Source organism: Lentzea sp. NPDC020367, assembly GCF_044387305.1.
Taxonomy (GTDB): domain Bacteria; phylum Actinomycetota; class Actinomycetes; order Mycobacteriales; family Pseudonocardiaceae; genus Lentzea.
In genome coordinates, this window is record NZ_JBIRVV010000001.1 from 589,677 (window position 1) to 606,990 (window position 17,314).

12 protein-coding genes and 1 pseudogene are annotated in these 17,314 nt (G+C 70.2%); 8 read left to right on the forward strand and 5 right to left on the reverse strand.

All coding sequences use genetic code 11. The features are described from left to right. Positions 1-48: 48 nt before the first annotated feature. The 3 genes from ACH413_RS02595 to lgt all read left to right on the forward strand — a co-directional run bounded on the left by ACH413_RS02595 (position 49) and on the right by lgt (position 4,048). Complete coding sequence (locus ACH413_RS02595) at positions 49-1,167, forward strand: acyl-CoA desaturase (protein ID WP_360029873.1); 1,119 nt, start codon at positions 49-51, stop codon at positions 1,165-1,167. A gap of 123 nt (positions 1,168-1,290) precedes the next feature. Further along, positions 1,291-3,072, forward strand: coding sequence for a CocE/NonD family hydrolase (locus ACH413_RS02600; RefSeq protein ID WP_360029874.1), 1,782 nt, complete (start codon positions 1,291-1,293; stop codon positions 3,070-3,072). 61 nt (positions 3,073-3,133) lie between these two features. Then, entirely contained in the window at positions 3,134-4,048 is a 915-nt protein-coding gene (lgt, locus tag ACH413_RS02605; protein ID WP_360029875.1) for a prolipoprotein diacylglyceryl transferase, read from the forward strand. On the opposite strand, the gene ACH413_RS02610 is transcribed toward lgt, so the two are convergent. After that, positions 3,969-7,556, reverse strand: a complete 3,588-nt coding sequence (locus tag ACH413_RS02610) for a discoidin domain-containing protein (RefSeq protein ID WP_360029876.1) — start codon at positions 7,554-7,556, stop codon at positions 3,969-3,971. The two genes, lgt and ACH413_RS02610, sit on opposite strands and share 80 nt — an antisense overlap. Before the next feature lie 258 nt (positions 7,557-7,814). Here ACH413_RS02610 and ACH413_RS02615 point away from each other — a divergent pair. Both ACH413_RS02615 and ACH413_RS02620 read left to right on the forward strand, forming a co-directional pair. After that, positions 7,815-8,445: pseudogene (locus ACH413_RS02615) on the forward strand (class I SAM-dependent methyltransferase). Positions 8,446-8,462: 17 nt separating this feature from the next. Further along, on the forward strand, positions 8,463-9,146 hold the full coding sequence (locus ACH413_RS02620; protein ID WP_360029877.1) for a hypothetical protein: 684 nt from the start codon (positions 8,463-8,465) through the stop codon (positions 9,144-9,146). Positions 9,147-9,152: 6 nt separating this feature from the next. Here ACH413_RS02620 and ACH413_RS02625 read toward each other — a convergent pair whose 3' ends face one another. Beyond that, entirely contained in the window at positions 9,153-9,656 is a 504-nt protein-coding gene (locus tag ACH413_RS02625) for a YceI family protein (RefSeq protein WP_360029878.1), read from the reverse strand. After that, a complete protein-coding gene (locus ACH413_RS02630; protein ID WP_360029879.1) occupies positions 9,653-9,973 on the reverse strand; it encodes a hypothetical protein in 321 nt (106 codons plus the stop codon). Before ACH413_RS02630 ends, ACH413_RS02625 begins: the two co-directional genes overlap by 4 nt. A gap of 109 nt (positions 9,974-10,082) precedes the next feature. Between ACH413_RS02630 and ACH413_RS02635 the strand changes: the two genes are divergently transcribed. Continuing rightward, a complete protein-coding gene (locus tag ACH413_RS02635) occupies positions 10,083-12,761 on the forward strand; it encodes an AAA family ATPase (protein WP_360029880.1) in 2,679 nt (892 codons plus the stop codon). Here the strand turns inward: ACH413_RS02635 and ACH413_RS02640 are convergent. Further along, positions 12,745-13,401, reverse strand: coding sequence for a response regulator transcription factor (locus tag ACH413_RS02640; RefSeq protein ID WP_360029881.1), 657 nt, complete (start codon positions 13,399-13,401; stop codon positions 12,745-12,747). The two genes, ACH413_RS02635 and ACH413_RS02640, sit on opposite strands and share 17 nt — an antisense overlap. Beyond that, positions 13,398-14,174 carry a histidine kinase gene (locus tag ACH413_RS02645; RefSeq protein ID WP_360029882.1) on the reverse strand — a complete coding sequence of 259 codons (777 nt, stop codon included), beginning with the start codon at positions 14,172-14,174 and terminating at the stop codon, positions 13,398-13,400. The genes ACH413_RS02640 and ACH413_RS02645 overlap by 4 nt, the downstream gene beginning before the upstream one ends. A gap of 137 nt (positions 14,175-14,311) precedes the next feature. Here ACH413_RS02645 and ACH413_RS02650 point away from each other — a divergent pair, with 137 nt between their 5' ends. Both ACH413_RS02650 and ACH413_RS02655 read left to right on the forward strand, forming a co-directional pair. Further along, positions 14,312-15,004 (forward strand): ABC transporter ATP-binding protein, encoded by a 693-nt coding sequence (locus ACH413_RS02650; protein WP_360029883.1) that lies wholly within the window; start codon positions 14,312-14,314, stop codon positions 15,002-15,004. Further along, entirely contained in the window at positions 15,001-17,304 is a 2,304-nt protein-coding gene (locus tag ACH413_RS02655) for an FtsX-like permease family protein (RefSeq protein ID WP_360029884.1), read from the forward strand. Before ACH413_RS02650 ends, ACH413_RS02655 begins: the two co-directional genes overlap by 4 nt. Positions 17,305-17,314: the final 10 nt, after the last annotated feature.

Here is a 17,314-nt window from a genome sequence, read left to right on the forward strand (position 1 = left end):
CCGCGAAGTGGCCCACCCCCAGCCACTGCTCCCCGGAAAGCGAGCTACATGACCGCCATCGATCCCACCGCCCACCTCACCGACGAGCAGATCGAGGAGCTCGGCCGCGAACTCGACGCGATCCGCGACGAGGTCATCGCGAGCCGCGGTGAGAAGGACGCGGCCTACATCCGCAAGGTCATCTCGGTGCAGCGCAAGCTGGAGCTGACGAGCCGCGGCATCCTGCTGTTCTCGCTCTTCCCGCCGGCGTGGATCATCGGCACCGCCGGTCTGTCCGTGGCGAAGATCATGGACAACATGGAGATCGGCCACAACATCCTGCACGGCCAGTGGGACTGGATGCGCGACCCGAAGATCCACTCCACGACCTGGGAGTGGGACCACGTCTCGCCGGCCGACCAGTGGAAGCACTCGCACAACGAGCTGCACCACACGTACACCAACGTGATCGGCAAGGACAACGACCTCGGCTACGGCATCATGCGCGTGGACGAGGACCAGAAGTGGCACCCGATGTACCTGGCGCAGCCGCTCTGGAACTTCATCAACGCGTGCTTCTTCGAGTACGGCATCGCCGCGTACGACCTGGAGCTGGGCAAGAACCTGCACAAGCGCCGCCGCAAGAACCCCGAGTTCGTCGCGCGGGCCAAGGCCGTGGGTCGCAAGATCCGCAAGCAGGTGCTCAAGGACTACGTGATCCACCCGCTGCTGTCGGGCCCGTCGTTCCTCACCACGCTCGCGGCGACGTTCACCGCGAACCTGATCCGCAACCTCTGGTCGCACTCGGTCATCATGTGCGGGCACTTCCCGGAGGGCGTGCAGACCTTCGAGCGCCGGTCGATCAGGGGCGAGACGCGCGGCCAGTGGTACCTGCGCCAGATGATGGGCTCCGCGAACATCAGCGGCAGCAAGGCCATGCACTTCATGACCGGCAACCTGTCGCACCAGATCGAGCACCACCTGTTCCCGGACCTGCCGAGCAACCGGTACGCCGAGGTCGCGGTGAAGGTGCGGGCGCTGTTCGAGAAGTACGAGCTGGACTACGTGACCGGCCCGCTGCCCAAGCAGGTCTTCTCGGCGTGGCACAAGGTCTTCCGCCTGTCGCTGCCGAACAAGAAGCCGAAGGTCAAGACGCCGGCCAAGGACAAGGAACTGGTCGCCGCGTAAGACCGGGAATGGTTTAGATCTTTCGGCCGTACCGGCGACACCGCCGAGTTCGGTGAGATTCCTTCGCAGGGCCCGAAATGTTGTACCCCTGCTGCTTCATCGGGCCCTCCGACGGAGGAACACATGCGAAGGGTCTACCTCGTCGCGGCCAGCGTCATCGTGGCCGCGACGATCTACACGCCTGTCTCGGCCGCGGCCCCTGCCGCCGCGGCGATCACCGAGACCGTCTACGTCGAGTCCACCATCGACAGTGACGCGGACGGCACGCTCGACCGGATCGCCGCCGACGTCATGCGGCCCGACACGGCCGAGCGGGTGCCGATCGTGATGGAGGCCAGTCCGTACTACGGGCTGGGTGCCGCCGCCGCGTCGGCGACGAACGTGCCGCGCGGCTTCGGCCGTTGGTACGACGAGTACTTCGTGCCGCGCGGGTACGCCGTGGTCGAGATGGAGATGCAAGGCACCTCCCGGTCGACCGGCTGCCCGACCACCGGCGGTCCCGAGGACACCGCGAGCGTCCGTGCGGTCGTGGACTGGCTCAACGGCCGGGCGAAGGCGTTCTACGCGGACGGCCGGGCGGCGGTCGCGAGCTGGAGCACCGGCAACGTCGGCATGCTCGGCGTCTCCTACAACGGCACGCTGCCCAACGCGGCGGCCGCGGCGAACATCCCCGGTGTGAAGACGATCGTGCCGATCGCCGCGATCTCCAGCTGGTACGAGTACGCCCGTGACCAGGGCATCGGGTACAAGGGCTGGGAGTCGAACTACCCGACCTTCCTCGCCAACTACGTCGTGAGCTCGGCGCAGAAGGCCAAGTGCAAGCCGGTGTTCGACAAGCTCTCCGCAGACGACGGCGACGAGTCCTGGGACTACACGTCGTTCTGGAAGGCCCGCGACTACCGGGTGGGTGCGAAGGACGTGACCGCGTCGGTGTTCGCGGTGCACGGCCAGGCGGACTGGAACGTCAAGCCGTCGCAGTTCGGCCGCTGGTGGAAGGAACTCGCGGACCGGAACGTGCCGCGCAAGATCTGGCTGCACCGCGGCGGTCACCTCGACCCGATCTCGTTCCGCCAGGCCGAGTGGCAGCGCGTGATGGGTCTGTGGATGGACCACTGGCTCAAGGGTGCGGACAACGGGATCATGGACGAGCCCATGGCCGACGTGCAGAAGCCGGACGGCAGCTGGGAACAGGCCGCTGCCTGGCCGCGGCCGGACACGAAGGACACCACGCTGTACCTCGGTCCCGCGGCCAACGGCATGTCCGGTTCGCTGACCACCACGCCGGTCTCCAGTGGCACGCAGACCCTGGGCACGAACGCGAACATCAGCGAGACGGCCATGATGGCCAACCCGGAGACGGCGAACACCAGCCGGCTGGCCTACGTGACGGCACCGCTGACGAAGGACGCGCGGTTGTCCGGCGAGGTCAGCCTGACGGTGCGGGTCGCGTCGAACCGGGCGTCGACGCCGCTCACGGCGTTGCTGGTGGACTACGGCCCGAGCACGCAGGCGGTGCTGTCGGAACGCAGTCCGCTGCAGCTGTCCACGGAGGTGTGCGGCCGCAACGACCTGCGGGACAAGACCGGCTGCGCGCGTCCGCCGGACGTGTCGATCCAGGCGGTGTCGGCGACGATGCTGACCAAGGGCGCCATCGACGCCAAGAACCGGTTGTCGCTGGAGTCCGCGACCCCGTTGCCCACCAACGGGTCCACCGCGGACGTCACGTGGAAGTTGCACGCGCGTGACGCGTTGGTCCCGGCCGGGCACCGGATCGGGATCGTGCTGGTCACGAACCACAACGCCTACCTGGCCTCGGACACGGCGGCGAGCGGTGTCTCGCTCAAGGTGTCGCTGGGCGTCAGCAAGGTGGTGCTGCCGATCGTCGGCGGTGCGCTGAACAAGTGATGACGGGCCGGGGCCTGCGGACTTCACAGTGCGCGGGCCCCGGCGTCGTTAGGGTGGCGCGATGCTTCTGGCCGCCATCCCCAGTCCGACCCAGGGCGTCTGGCACCTCGGTCCGATGCCCATCCGCGCTTACGCCTTCTGCATCATCGCCGGCATCCTCGTGGCCGCCTGGCTGACCGAACGCCGTTCGGTGCAACGGGGCGGCAGGCCCGGCGTCATCAACCAGATCGCCACCTGGGGTGTGCCGTTCGGCATCGTCGGCGCCCGGCTCTACCACGTGGCCACGTCCTGGCAGCCGTACTTCGGCCCCGGCGGTGATCCGATTCGCGCCCTCTACATCTGGGAGGGCGGGATGGGTGTCTGGGGCGCGATCGCGTTCGGCGCGCTCGGAGCCTGGATCGGTGCGAAGCGTGCCGGAGTGGCGTTGCCTCCGCTTGCGGACGCCGCCGCGCCGGGAATTCTTCTGGCACAGGGGATCGGCCGGCTCGGCAACTGGTTCAACAACGAGGTGTACGGCGGCCCGACCGACCTGCCGTGGGCACTCACGATCCACGAGTGGGACCAGGCCGCGGGCCGTGCGGTGATCGGTCTGGACGGGCAGCCCGTGGTGCTGGGCACGTTCCACCCGGCGTTCCTCTACGAACTGCTGTGGACCTTCGCCGCCGCGGCCGTGGTGATCTGGGCGGACCGCCGGTTCCGGCTCGGGCACGGGCGGGCGTTCGGGCTGTACGTGGTGCTCTACACGCTGGGCAGGCTGTGGATCGAGGCGCTGCGGATCGACGAGGCGAACACGATCCTGGGCCTGCGCCTGAACATCTGGACGTCGTTGCTGGTGGGGCTGAGTGCCGCCGCGCTGACGCTGTGGTCGGCGCGACGGCACCCTGGCCGGGAGGACCTCAGCTCAGCTTCGGCGCCGAGTTGTACGCCTCCGCCAGCAGACGCGGATTCCGAACGGACTTCCGCGGATCGATCGTGACGGTCCGGACCTCACCGGGCAGCAACCAGAAGTAGTTGTCGCCGTACAGGGTCGGCAGCACGCGTTCCTTGCCGTCGCGTTCCCGCAACGACAGCCGGACCATCGCGGCCACGGTCTTGCCGGTGTTGCGGATGATCGCGGTGTAGCCGTTCTTGTTGGAGGTCAACGTGGTCGTGAGCGTCGTGTACGCGAGTTGGTTGAGCGCGTGCATGGACTCCGGTGTGCGGTAACGCCAGTAGGTGTTCTCGGAGATCTGCTTGCCCTGGGCGTCGGTCAGGGTGAGGCGCAGCAGGTGGAACGCGGGCAGCGCGGCGTCGAACGGCACGGTGAACAGGTGGCCGGCCGAGGTCGCCGCGACGTCGAGCTTCTGCTCCTGCGCCTGCCCGATCGCCTTGCCGTCCAGGGCGAACAGCTGCGCCTTGACGGTGACGCCCATCAGGTGTGACTGGGTGTGGTTCACGGCCGTGACCTGCCAGGTCGTCAGGTTCGCCTGCACGTGCCGTTGCTCGCAGCCCTTGCGGGAGCCGTAGTAGCTGCCGTTGACGTCCATGTCGTAGTCGTAGGTCTGCCACACCGTGCTGTGCCACGCCGGGTGCGACATCCACAGCAGCACGCCGGAAGCGTCGTTCCACAGCTTGGCGTTCCAGGCCTCGAAGATCGCGCGCATGTTCTCGTAGTTGACGAACTGCGCCTTGCGGCAGAACTCCTCCATGCTGCTCGACGGCGCGAGGCGGGCGTCGATCGCGGCCTGATAGCCCTTCGGCTGCTGGTTGCTGTTCTCCGACCAGTCGTGCATGTACCAGGCGTCCCCGATGGGCCAGCCGGGGTTGCCCTGGCCGACGAGGTTCTGCATGCTCTCGGCCACCGACACCGTCGGCAGGCCGATCTCGCTCCAGAACCCGAACTTCCCGCCCGTGTTCTCGCCGGTGGCGTAACTGCGCGGGTCCACCCACCGGTACGTGCCGTCGCCGCTGATCACGCCGCCGGCCGAGTTCGGCTGGTACATCAGGTCCGTGTTGGTGTGCACGATCTCGCGCAGCACCTTGTCGACGGCGTAGGGCGGGCTGCCCTCGTTGCAGCCGAACCACACCACGCAGCAGGCGTGCGAGCGGTAACGCAGCACGGTGTCCTTGGCCTGCGCGAAGAACTGCTCGTGGTTCGCGGGATCGGCGGACCAGCCGAGCCAGAACTCGTTCCACAGCAGGATTCCGTACTTGTCGCACGCCTCGAACAACTCTTCGCGGTACGACGAGCCGACCCAGTTGCGGATCAGGGTGAAGTTCATGTCCTTGTGCAGCGCCACGGCGGCGTCCGCGCGCGAACCGGGCATGCGGCGCAGCAGTTCGTCCCAGCCCCAGCTGCCGCCGCGGGCGAAGATCTTCACACCGTTGACGAGGATGATCAGCGGCTTGGGGGAGTTGTCCTGCGACACCACGTCGGTCCAGGTGTCGCCGTCCTGCGAGACCTGGATCTTGAACGTGGCCGCGTAGGCCGTCTCCCAGCGCAGCGTCACGCGGTCGAACGACGTCGCGGCGCCCAGGTCGACCTGCACCCACTCGTTGTCGTTGTAGTTCGACGTCCAGCGGGACTTCGGGTCCCCGTCCGTGACGGCACCGGGGGAGGTCCAGTCGGCTGCCGACGACGCGGTGGCGGTCTTTCCGCGCGCCAGGTCCGCGTCCGGGTTCTTGCTGTCCAGGACGGACATCGTGAAGACGGAGAATCCCCAGCTGGTGGCGCGCCGGCCGCCCTGCATCCGCACGTAACGGGCCTGCTGGGCCGGGAAGTCGACGGTCTGGTCCGCGGCGCCGTCGACGATCGTGATCGGCAGGTCGTACTGGTAGGTGACCTGCCGGATGCCGAACTTGAGCGTCTTGCGGTCGCTGACCGCGTTGCCCTTCGCGACGGTCAGGGTCAGGTCGTGCAGCGTCGGGTCGCCGTACCCGTTGGGCCACCACAGCTTCGGGTTCTTGATCCGCAGTTGGGAGAACTCCGCCGGCGCGAACACGACGGCGGACTCGGAGTTCGGGGCGACGGTGACGGTCTTGCTGACCTTGATCCCGTCGAACGCCGCCGTCACGGTGACGTTCTGCGCGGACGACTCGACGTTGCGCACCGGCACGGTGAAGGTGACCTCGGCGGTCGTCTTGTCCGGCAGCACGGTGTCGATGCGCGGGTCGCCGAGCACCGTGGCGCCGGTCGAGCGCAGCCGGACGTGGTTCCAGATGCCGGAGGCGCGGTCGCGCACGGCGGGCATCCAGTCCCAGCCCGACACCGCCAGGTAGGTGGGGGAGTTCTTGAACATCGTGCTGTTCGCGCCGACCCACGCCTCACCGCGCGGGCCCTTGTCGCCGGGGCTGCCGGGGAACGGCATCGGCGCGATCCGCACCGCCAGGTTCTGGTCGCCGCTCTTGCGCAACGTGGAGGTGACGTCGAGAGCGGCCCGTCCGAACGGGTTGCTCAGTGCGCCGATCTTGGCTCCGTTGAGCCAGATCTCGGCCTCGTGGTTGATGCCGTCGAACTCCAGCCACACGTGCCGGCCCGCACCCGTGTCGAGGCCGCGCGGCACGCTGAACGTGCGCCGGTACCACCACACGTGCCGGGACAGGGCCTCCGGGATCTCGAGGTTGTTCATCCCGTACACCGGGTCGGGCAGGTGGCCCTGCTCGACCAGCGACGCGAGCACCGTGCCGGGCACGGTGGCAGGGACCCAGCCGCCGGTGTCGACGTTCGGGCCGGACAGCGCGGCGCCGTCCTTGGCGGGCGCGAAGTCCTGCATGGTCAGCACCCAGCCAGACTCCAGCGGCACGGAGCCGTTGGCGTCCACGGTCAGCGCGGGGTTCTCGTGGTTGCGCACCGGCCAGTTCGTCCAGCCCTTGAGCGCGGGCCGGTTGTCCCTGCTGGTGCCGTAGACCTGCAGTCCGTTCAGCCCCAACGGGTTCGTCGTAGACCTGCGCGAGGCGGAGAACCGGACCCAGCGCGCCTTCGCGGCGGGCGTGAGCGGGATCGTGACGACGCCGCCGGCACCGGACTCGGTGGAGTGGACCGTCCGCCAGACCTTGCCGTCGTCGGACACGTCGAGGTCGAAGACCGTCGCGTAGCTCGAGAGGATCTCCGTGCCGAGGGTGTCGGCGCGCGAGCCGTTCGCGTCGAACGCCCCGTCACCCGGCTTGGCCTCGAACGTCAGCACGATCGAGCTGATCTCGCAGCGGCCCTGCAGGTCCACGATCAGCCACTGGCCGTCGCCCTGACCCGCACGCCAGCCGGAACCCTGCACGCCGACCTGCGCGAGACCGTCCACGGCGAACTTCGCCGGGGTGGCCGCGTAGTCCGTCGAGGACACCGAGACCGGGCGGAACAGCGCGAGGTCGACGGCCTTCTGCTGGGCCGCTGCCTGCTCCGGTGCTCCCGCTGCGGCGCTCGACAGCACTGTGGTCAGACCGAAACCGGCGAGCAGTCCACCGCCCATGGTCAGTGCCTGTCTGCGCGAGACGCCGCTGTCCTCCGCCATTGCGAGCTCCGATCCCTGTCCTGACAACGTTGCCAGGAAGCTTCGGTCTCGTTACGCGACTGGTCAACAAGACAGACGAGACAGGATTTCGCGCTGACGACATCGATGTCATGGCTTCGGGATCGAGTCATGTCCACTGGCCAGGCACAACGCGGTCCGTCCCGGTCCCGCACGTGTAAAAGACCGGTACAACGCGCGGTCCGGTCTCCGCCGGTGCCTTGGGGTCGATTCGGTGACCACGCTGGCAAGATCGAGTGCATGAGCGACTACGACGCCGTGGCCGAGGCGTACGACATCGACAACGAGAAGAGCCTGCCGAACGCCTACTACGAGCGGCCCGCCACCCTCGCCCTCGCCGGAGAGGTGGCCGGACGCCGGATCCTCGACGCGGGGTGCGGCGCGGGCCCGTTGTTCGCGGCGCTGCGCGAGCGAGGAGCGGTGGTCAGCGGCATCGACGTGAGCGCGGGCATGGTCGGGCGAGCCCGGCTCCGCCTGGGTGAGGACGCCGACCTGCGCGTCGCGGACATCGCCGACCCGCTGCCCTTCACCGACGGCGAGTTCGACGACGTCATCGCGTCGCTGGTGCTGCACTACCTGGAGGACTGGGGGCCGGCGCTGGCCGAGATGCGGCGGGTGCTGCGCCCGGCCTGACTACTTCGAGACCCGCGCACAGCCGGCGGAGTGGTCGGTGGGCGACCAGGTGATCAGCGTGACCTTCTGGAACCGGCCGCTGCACGCGATGACCGACGCGTTCACCGCGGCCGGGTTCCGCCTCTCCCGGATCGCCGAACCGCCACCGGCACCGGAAGCCCGCGAGCTGTTCCCGTCCGAGTACCACCTGCTCGCCACCGCGCCGAGCTTCCTGTTCTTCGTACTTCAGGCGGAATGAACATCTACGCTCCGCGCGTGAGACGTTTCATCGTGGCATCGCTATGCCTTTTCGCGGCCGCGTGCGGCACTTCCGCGCCGGTCAGCACCCCCAGCACCAGCACCACCTCCACTCCGGCCGCGGCGCCGGTGGACGACGCTCAGTCCATTCGCGACATCTTCGAGACCTACGCGAAGGCCGCGCTGGCCAACGACGGCGCCAAGGCCGTCGAGGTGGTGTCGAGCAGGACCTTCGACGAGTTCGACAAGATCAGGAAGCTCGCGCTCACCGCGACGGAGCGCGAGCTCGACCCCCTGGTGCCGAGCGGCCGCGTTCTCGCGTACGCGATGCGCGCCGACCTGGACCCCTCGACGGTGCGCGGTGCGTCACCGAAGGACCTGGTGAAGGCCGCGGTCGACCGGAACATCGTCAGCGCCGCGAGCATCGCCGACGTCACCCTGGACAAGCCGGCCGTCCACAACGGCAACGCCATCGCCAAGGTGCTCCTCGACGGTGAGGCCACCGGCCCGATCTTCACATTCGTGCGCGAAGGCGACCGGTGGAAGTTCGACTCCCTGGCCGTCTTCGGACTGACCGACTTCGACCTGAACGCGCTGCGCGACGAGAAGAACCTGAGCAGGGACCAGCTGTTCGACGAGGTGCTGGTCACGAAGTACGGCGCCGCGAAGGCCGCCGAGGTCCGCAAGCCCCTCGGCGGCTGACGCGCGTCACGCCGGCCTGATCACCGCGGTGACGGTGATGTCGACGTACCGTCCGATCAGGAACCCCGGCGCGCGGATGCCGAGCGTGCGGCGGTCCAGCCGGGAGGTCGCGGTCATCACCGTCGCACCGTCCACCGAGGACAGTTCGACGGTGCCTTCGATCGTGGTGTGCGCGCCCCTGGCGGTGAGCGTGCCGGTGACGTGCCAGCCGCCGTCGGCCACCCGTGCCGACGTCGCCGTGAACCTCATCGTGGGGTGCCGGTCGAGGTCGAGCAGACCGGGTTTGCGCAGGTCCAGGTCACGTCTGGTGATCCCGGTGTCGATGGCGCCCAGGTCCAGGACGCCGTGCACGGCCAGCAGCGCGCCGTCCGGTCCGATCTCGACCGACCCCTCGGTGACGGGCACGGTGCCGTGCGCCTTGCGGCCGAGGTTGCCGACCTGGAAGGCCGCGGTGCTCCGGGTGAGGTCCGCCCGCCAGACGCCCGCGGCGAGCGTGCGCACGGCGGTCATGACTGCCCGCCGTCGTACTCGACGACCTGCAGCACCGGGTAGATCTCGACGCGGTCCGCGCCCCGCAGCAGGGCCGGGTCCTCGTCGGGCAGCAGCTGCGTGCTCATGATCGCCTTCTGGGTGTCGATCAGCACCTGCTCGGACTCGGCGATCGACACCACGACCTCGGCGCCGTCCTCCCGGCGCAGCACGTAGGTCGTGATGTTGCCCGGCACCGACAGGGCCGCGGGCATGATCCGCTGCTGGGCCGCGAAGTCCGCGGCGGCCAGCTGTTCCGGGCCTCTGGGCCCGTCGAAGTAGGTGAGCTGCGCGTACATGGTCGCCTCCTTTGGTGGTGCACCGAGTCTCTGCCCGTCCGGCGCGACGCGGATCCGTGCCAGTACGGAGTGCGGTACTGAACCTCCACCGGTCGGCGATACTCCCGGCGTGGAGGAAGCACCGATCTTCGGCCGCGACCGCGAACTGGCCTCGCTGCGTGCGAGCCTCGTCGCGGCGGCGGGCGGCTCCGGCCGTCTCGTGCTGGTGCGAGGCGAGGCGGGCATCGGCAAGACCCGGCTGGCGGCGGCCGTCGTCTCGATGGCCGCGTCGTACGGAATCCCGGTCGTGCGCGGTCACGCCGTCGACGACCCCGGCATGCCTCCGCTGTGGCCCTGGCGCCGGCTCGCTCGTTCGCTGCCCGCGTTGCAGCGCGTGCTGTCCGAGGCACACCTGGACGACTCCGCGCGCTTCGCCATGCTCGCCGACGCCGCGGACGTGCTGGTGGCCGAGGCGGCCGCGGCCGGACTGCTGATCGTGCTCGAGGACCTGCACTGGGCGGACCGCACGTCGTTGCGCCTGCTCGGTCACCTGGCGGCCGAGCTGCCCGCCGCGCGGATCCTGGTGGTCGCGACCTACCGCGACGCCGAGTTGTCCGAGCTGATGCGCGCCCCCGCCGCCCGCACGCTGCAGCTGGGCGGGCTGAGCAGGGGTGAGGTGGCCGGGTGGGTGCGTTCGGCGGGCGTGGCGGACCCGGACGCGGTGGCCGCGCGACTGGTGGACAGCACCGGCGGCAACCCGCTGTACGTGCGGATGCTGCTCGACAGCGGTGAGGAGGCCGGGGAACTCCACCGGCTGGTGTTGTCGCGGCTGGACCGGCTGAGCGCGCGGGCTCGGGACGTGCTCGGGGTGGCGAGCGTGCTGGGGGAGCGGATCGAACCCGCGCTGCTCGCGGCCGTCACCGGGGACGAGCCTTCCGCGGTGCTGGACGAGGCCGTCGCGGCCGGGGTGCTGCAGGTCCACGACGGGGCGCTGGCCTTCGCGCACGCCTTGATCAGGGACGCGGTGTACGAGGACCTCGCGCCCTCGGTGCGCGCCGATCTGCATCGGCGGTCGGCGCTGGCGCTGGTCGCCGGGGGTGGGGCGCCGGGGAGGATCGCGGCCCAGTGGCGGCGCGCGGGTGGAGTGGACGCGCCCGCGGAGTGCACCCGGTGGGCGACCGAGGCGGCGCGGGCCGCCACTGCGGAGCTGGCCTACGACGAAGCGGTCGGGTTCGCCGCGCTCGCGCTCGCCTCGTCCGAGGAGAAGACGGCGGAGCTCACCCTCGAACTCGCCCGAGCCGAGTTCCTCGCCGGCGACACCGCGGCCAGCCTCGACCACTGCCGCACCGCCGCCCGCCTCGCCGAGCAGTCGGGCACCCCGGACCTGATCGCCGAAGCGGCCCTCGTCATCACCGGCCTGGGCGACCGCTCGCTGCTGACCGCCGTCGACCAGCTCTGCGTCACCGCACTGCGGCACCACCCCGGCGAGGCCACCGCGTCCCGGCTGCTCGCCCGCCGCGCCATGGCGGCCACCACGACCGGCCACGGTGAACGGGCGCGCGAGTTGTCCGCGACGGCGTTGGAACTCGCGGTGCGCAGCGGCGACCCCGACGCGGAACTGGACGGCATCCACGCCCGGCACCTGGCGTTGTGCGCGCCGCAGTTCCGCGACGAACGGGTCGTGCTGGCGAACCGGGCCGTCGACCTGGCCGAGGCGGCACGGCAGCCGCACGCCGAGCTGTGGGGGCACGTGTGGCTGGTCGACGCGGCGTTGCAGGCCGGGGACCTGGGCGAGCTCGACCGGCAGCTGGACCTGATCGAGCAGTTCGCGGCGGCGCGGCAGCACGCGGTGGCGTGGTGGCACCTGCACCGGTTGCGGGCCACCAGGGCTGCGCTGGTCGGGCAGTTGCAGAGGGCGCGGGAGTGCAACGAGACCGCGAAGGCCGTGGCCGACCGGATCGGGGCGACGGCCACCAAGGGCATGTACTACGCGTTCCAGAACGGATTGGCGCAGCTCGAAGGCGGCATCGACGAGGCGGCGGCGCGGGAGGCGTTCGAGGTGCTCGCACAGGTCGGCGACATTCCGCTGGCCCGTGTCTACGTGCCGTTCCTGCACGCGCTGCTCGGGGAGACCGAGCAGGCGCGGGCCACGTTCGAGGAGTTCCGGGCGTTGCCGGCGGTGCTGGAGGTCGCGCCCACGTGGGCACCGCTGGTCTCGCACATCGGCGCGGTCGCGTGCCTGCTGGACGACGCCGAGGCGGCGGCCGGGGCGTACGAGGTGCTGGCCGCGTTGGAGCCGCACTACGGCGCGGACGGGTCCGGTGCGGTGTTCTCCAACGCCGCCACACCGCAGTTGCTCGGCGATCTCGCGCTGACGTGCGGCCGCAGAGAGGCCGCGGCGGAGCACTACCGGCTGGCGCTGGAGATGAACGCCCGCATCGGCGCGCGGCCGTTCACCGCGCTCAGCAGGCTCGGACTCGCCAGAACGCTGACCGACCCGGCGCAGGCGCGGACGCTCGCGACCGAGGCGGCGGCCGAGTTCCGGGCGCTGGACATGCCGATCCGGCTCGCTCAGGCCGATCGGCTCCTGAAGCAGATCAAGACCGATGAACAGGCGCGGGATCCGTTGTCGCCACGCGAATCCGAGGTCGTGGACCTGGTGGCGCAGGCGCTCACCAACCGGGAGATCGCGACGACACTGCACCTGAGCGAACGGACCGTCGAGACGCACGTGCGCAGCGTCCTGGCCAAGCTCGGGTTGCGCACCCGGACCGAGATCGCCGCCTGGGAACTCACGCGCCGGGCGTGACGAGACCCGTCTCGTAGGCCAGCACGACGGCCTGGGCCCGGTCGCGCAGTTCCAGCTTCGCGAAGATGCGTGCCACGTGCGTCTTCACGGTCGCCTCGCTCAACGTCAGGTGCGCGGCGATCTCGGAGTTCGACCGTCCACTCCCGACCAACGTGAGCACCTCACGTTCCCGTGGCGTCAACACCGCGAGATCCCGGTGCACGGCCGGAGCGGCAACGCCAGAGGCGAAGCGTTCCACGAGACGCCGGGTGATCGACGGCGCGAGCAGGGCGTCACCGGTCTCGACCAGGCGCACGGCCGCGATCAGGTGCTCTGGCGTGACGTCCTTCAGCAGGAACCCGCTGGCACCCGCCGCCAACGCCTCGTACACGTACCGGTCTAGGTCGAACGTCGTCAGCATCAGCACCCGGCAGTCACCCTCCGAGCTCACGATCCGCCGGCACGCCTCCAGTCCGTCCATCCCCGGCATGCGGATGTCCATCAGCACCACGTCCGGCCGCACCGAGCGCACCACCGACACCGCCTCGGCCCCGTCCGCCGCCTCGCCGACGACCTCGACACCGCCGGAGTTCAGGATCATCCGGAACCCGATGCGCACGAACGCCTGATCGTCCGCGATCACCACGCGCGGCGCGGTCACGACTCGACCGGGATCTTGGCCCGGACCCGGAACCCGCCGCCGAGCCGCCGGCGCGCGTCCAGGTCGCCGCCCAGCACCGCCACGCGCTCCCGCAACCCGAGCAGCCCCCGCCCCTGACCGTCCTCAAAGGACACCGGGTCGCCGGACAGCGTGCTGGGCCCGGAGTTGAGCACCTCGACCCGCAGGTGGTGCTCCGCGTACCGCACGGTCACCTCCGCCTTGCGGCCGTCGCCGTGCTTCAACGCGTTGGTCAGCGCCTCCTGCACGATCCGGTACGCCGTCAGGTCGACACCGGACGGCAACGGCCGCGGCTCGCCGGAGATGCGCACCTCGACCGGCAGTCCGGCGAAGCACATCCGGTCGACCAGCGAGCTCAACCGGCTCAGACCCGGTTGCGGTGCCAGCAGGTCGTCGCTGTCGGCGGACGGGGCGAGCAGTCCGAGCATGTGCCGCAGTTCGGTCATCGTGTCGCGGCCCGCGTTCTCGACGGCCAGCAACGCGTCGGTGGCGTCACCGGCGGACATCACCCGCCGTGCCGCACCGGCCTGCACCACCATCACGCTCACGTTGTGGCTCACGATGTCGTGCAGTTCCCGTGCGATGCGGGCACGTTCGGCGTCGACGGCGGTGCGGGCGGCGGTCTCCCGTTCCCGCTCCAGCAACCAGCCGCGTTCCTCCATCGCACGGGTGTACGCGCGCCTTGCCGCCACCAGCCGCACCGCGAAGTACCCGGCGGCCAGGCAGGCGACGACGGCCACCACCAGCTCCCACACCCCGTCACTGTCCCAGAGCGGCGATCACCCGCGCATCAAACCCCGGATGCAGTCCCTACATCCCCAGGATGACCCGCCCGCCGAGTTACCTCCGCAGACTGACGCCTCCGCACGCACGGCTCAGCAAGATGGCCGCCATGCAGAACGCAGACGCCGTCGTCGAGCTGACGAACGTGCGCAAGGAGTACAGCGACTCGACCGCGCTGGACGGGGTGTCCCTCGTCGTCCGCGCCGGGGAGGCCGTCGCGGTGATGGGACCGTCCGGCAGCGGCAAGTCCACGCTGCTCAACATGATCGCCGGGCTCGACCGCCCGACGTCGGGCGAGGTGGTCGTGCACGGTTCCGACCTCGGCGTGCTCAGCGAGACCGGCCTCGCCCTGTTCCGCCGGCGCGGCATCGGCATGATCTTCCAGTTCTTCAACCTGCTGGACGACCTGTCGGCGCTCGACAACGTCGCCCTCGCCGCCCAGCTGACCGGCATGAAGGCGAGCCAGGCCCGCGCACGCGCCCTGGAGTTGTTCGGAGAGCTCGGCATCTCCAGCCGCAAGAACGTCTACCCGGCGCAGCTCAGCGGCGGCGAACGGCAGCGCGTCGCGGTGGCGCGGGCGTTGATGAACCGCCCCGCCCTGCTGCTCGCCGACGAACCGACCGGCGCCCTCGACAGCAGGTCCGGCGAGCAGGTCATGGACCTGCTGCTCGACCTCAACCAGATCGGCCAGACGCTGCTGCTCGTCACCCACGACGAACGCCTCGCCACCCGCTGCGCCACCAGGGTGATCGAGGTCGTCGACGGCCGGATCGCCCGCGAGCACACCATGGAACGCGCATGAGCGCGGTGTGGTCGGCGTCCTGGGCGGCCGTGCGCCGGCGCAAGCTCCAGACCATCGTGATCGGTGTCGTGGTCTGCGCGGCCAGTGCGACGCTCGTGATGGCGCTGGGCCTGCTGGACGCGTCGGCCGCGCCGTTCGACCGGGCCTTCGCCGCCCAGCAGGGCGCGCACCTGGCGGCGGCGTTCGACCCGGCGAAGGTGACCGAGGCCCAGCTGAAGCAGGCGGCCGGAACCACGGCAGGGCCGCTCCAACAGGCCACTGTGGACACTTCGACCGGGGAGGTCTTCCTCGGCACGCTCACCGTGGTGGGCCGGGCCGATCCCGGTGGCCAGGTCGACCGCGTCTCGGTGTGGCAGGGCAGATGGGCCACCAACGCCGGCGAGATCGTCCTCAACCGCACGCCGGGATCCGTCGGCCGGATGGGCATCGGCTTCGAGCTGCGGCTGCCAGGACGTCCGACGCTGAAGGTCGTCGGGTTCGCCCACTCGGTGACGGGATCAGCCGACGCCTGGGTGACTCCCGGGCAGATCGCCGCGCTGCAGCCGAACGCGCTGCAGATGCTCTACCGGTTCGACAAGGCGGACACGGCCGTCGACGTGGCCGCGTTCGCCGCGACCTTGCCGCAGGAGGGACTGCTCGGCACGTTGTCGCACCTCACCGTCAAGGACAAGGCGACGTCCGAGCTCGGTGTGTTCATCCCGTTCCTGCTGATCTTCGGGATTCTCGGGCTCGCCGTGGCGGTCCTGATCGTCGCCAACGTCGTGAGCGGCGCCGTCGTGGCGGGCCTGCGGCACATCGGGATGCTCAAGGCGATCGGCTTCACCCCGAACCAGGTCATGGCCGTCTACCTGGTGATGGTCTCGATCCCGGCGTTCGCCGGCTGCGTGCTCGGCACGATCGCGGGCAACCTCGTCGCCAAACCGATCGTGCAGGACGCGGTCGAGGGCTTCGGCGTCGACGAGCTGAGCTTCGCACCGTGGGTGAACATCGTCGCGGCGCTCGGCATGCCGTTGCTGGTGGCGTCGGCCGCGCTCGTTCCGGCGCTGAGGGCCCGTCGGCTTCCGGCGGCCCGGGCGATCAGCGCGGGCACCACCACGCACACCGGCCGGGCGTTGCGCGTTCAGCGCTGGCTGGGGAGCACGCGGCTGCCGCGGTCGATCAGCCTCGGCCTCGGGCTGCCGTTCGCCCGCACCGGCCGCAGCGCGTTGACGCTGGCCTCGGTCGTGCTCGGCGTCATGACCGTGACCCTCGCGGCCGGCGTGACGATGTCGATGACGGCCTACAACGACGCCGTCCGGCCCCACTTCACCGACCGCGTCGAGCTGATGGCCGGACCACCGCCGGGCCTGCCCGCCGTCCGTCCGCAGGGCGTGGAGGCACCGGCCGCGACACTGGGCGACGCCGAGGACGAGTCGATGCTGCGCTCCTTGCCCGGCACGACGGCGTTCCTCGCCAGTACCCAGCTCGACGCCGAGGTTGCGGGCGGCACCCAGAAGGCCACGATCCTTTTCTACCGCGGGGACACCGCCACCCTCGGCCCGCGCGTGCTCACCGGACACTGGCCGGACGGACCGGGACAGGTCGTCGTGCCGTCGAGGTTCCTGAACCAGCGCGGGCTCGCCGTCGGTGACACGATCACCGTGCAGGCGCGGGGAAACCGGACTCAGGTGAAGATCGTCGGCGTCGTGCTGACGAACAACGCCGACGAGATCTTCGCCGACTGGTCCACTGTGGACGTTCTCGCGCCCGGTGCCCGCGCCACCTCGTACCTGACGCAAATGGCTTCTGGCACCGACCGCGCGGCCTACACCGCCGCCGCGAGCGCCGCAGATCCTGGACTGCGCGTCCTGCCGCCCCGCGACGGCACGTCGTCGACCGCGGTGATCATCATCAGCGCCGCCGTCGTGCTGACGCTGGTGCTGGGTGCCGTCGCAGCCCTGGGGGTGTTCAACACCGTCGTCCTCAACGCCCGCGAACGGCGCCGCGACCTCGGCATGCTCAAGTCGATCGGCATGACCCCGCGCCAGGTCACCGTGCTGCTGGTGACGTCCATGGGCGCGCTGGGCGTGCTCGGCGGACTGATCGGCGTGCCCGTCGGCATCGTCGTGCACCAACTGGTCGTGCCCGCCATGGCCCACGCAGGCCAGGCCGACGCCGTCGACATCCTCATGAACGTCTACCACGCGCCGTTGCTCGCGCTGCTGGCCCTCACCGGCGTCGTCATCGCCGTGCTGGGCGCGGTCGTGCCGGCCAGGGGAGCGGCGCGTCTCTCGATCGCCACCGTCCTGCACAACGAATAGGGGGAGCAGA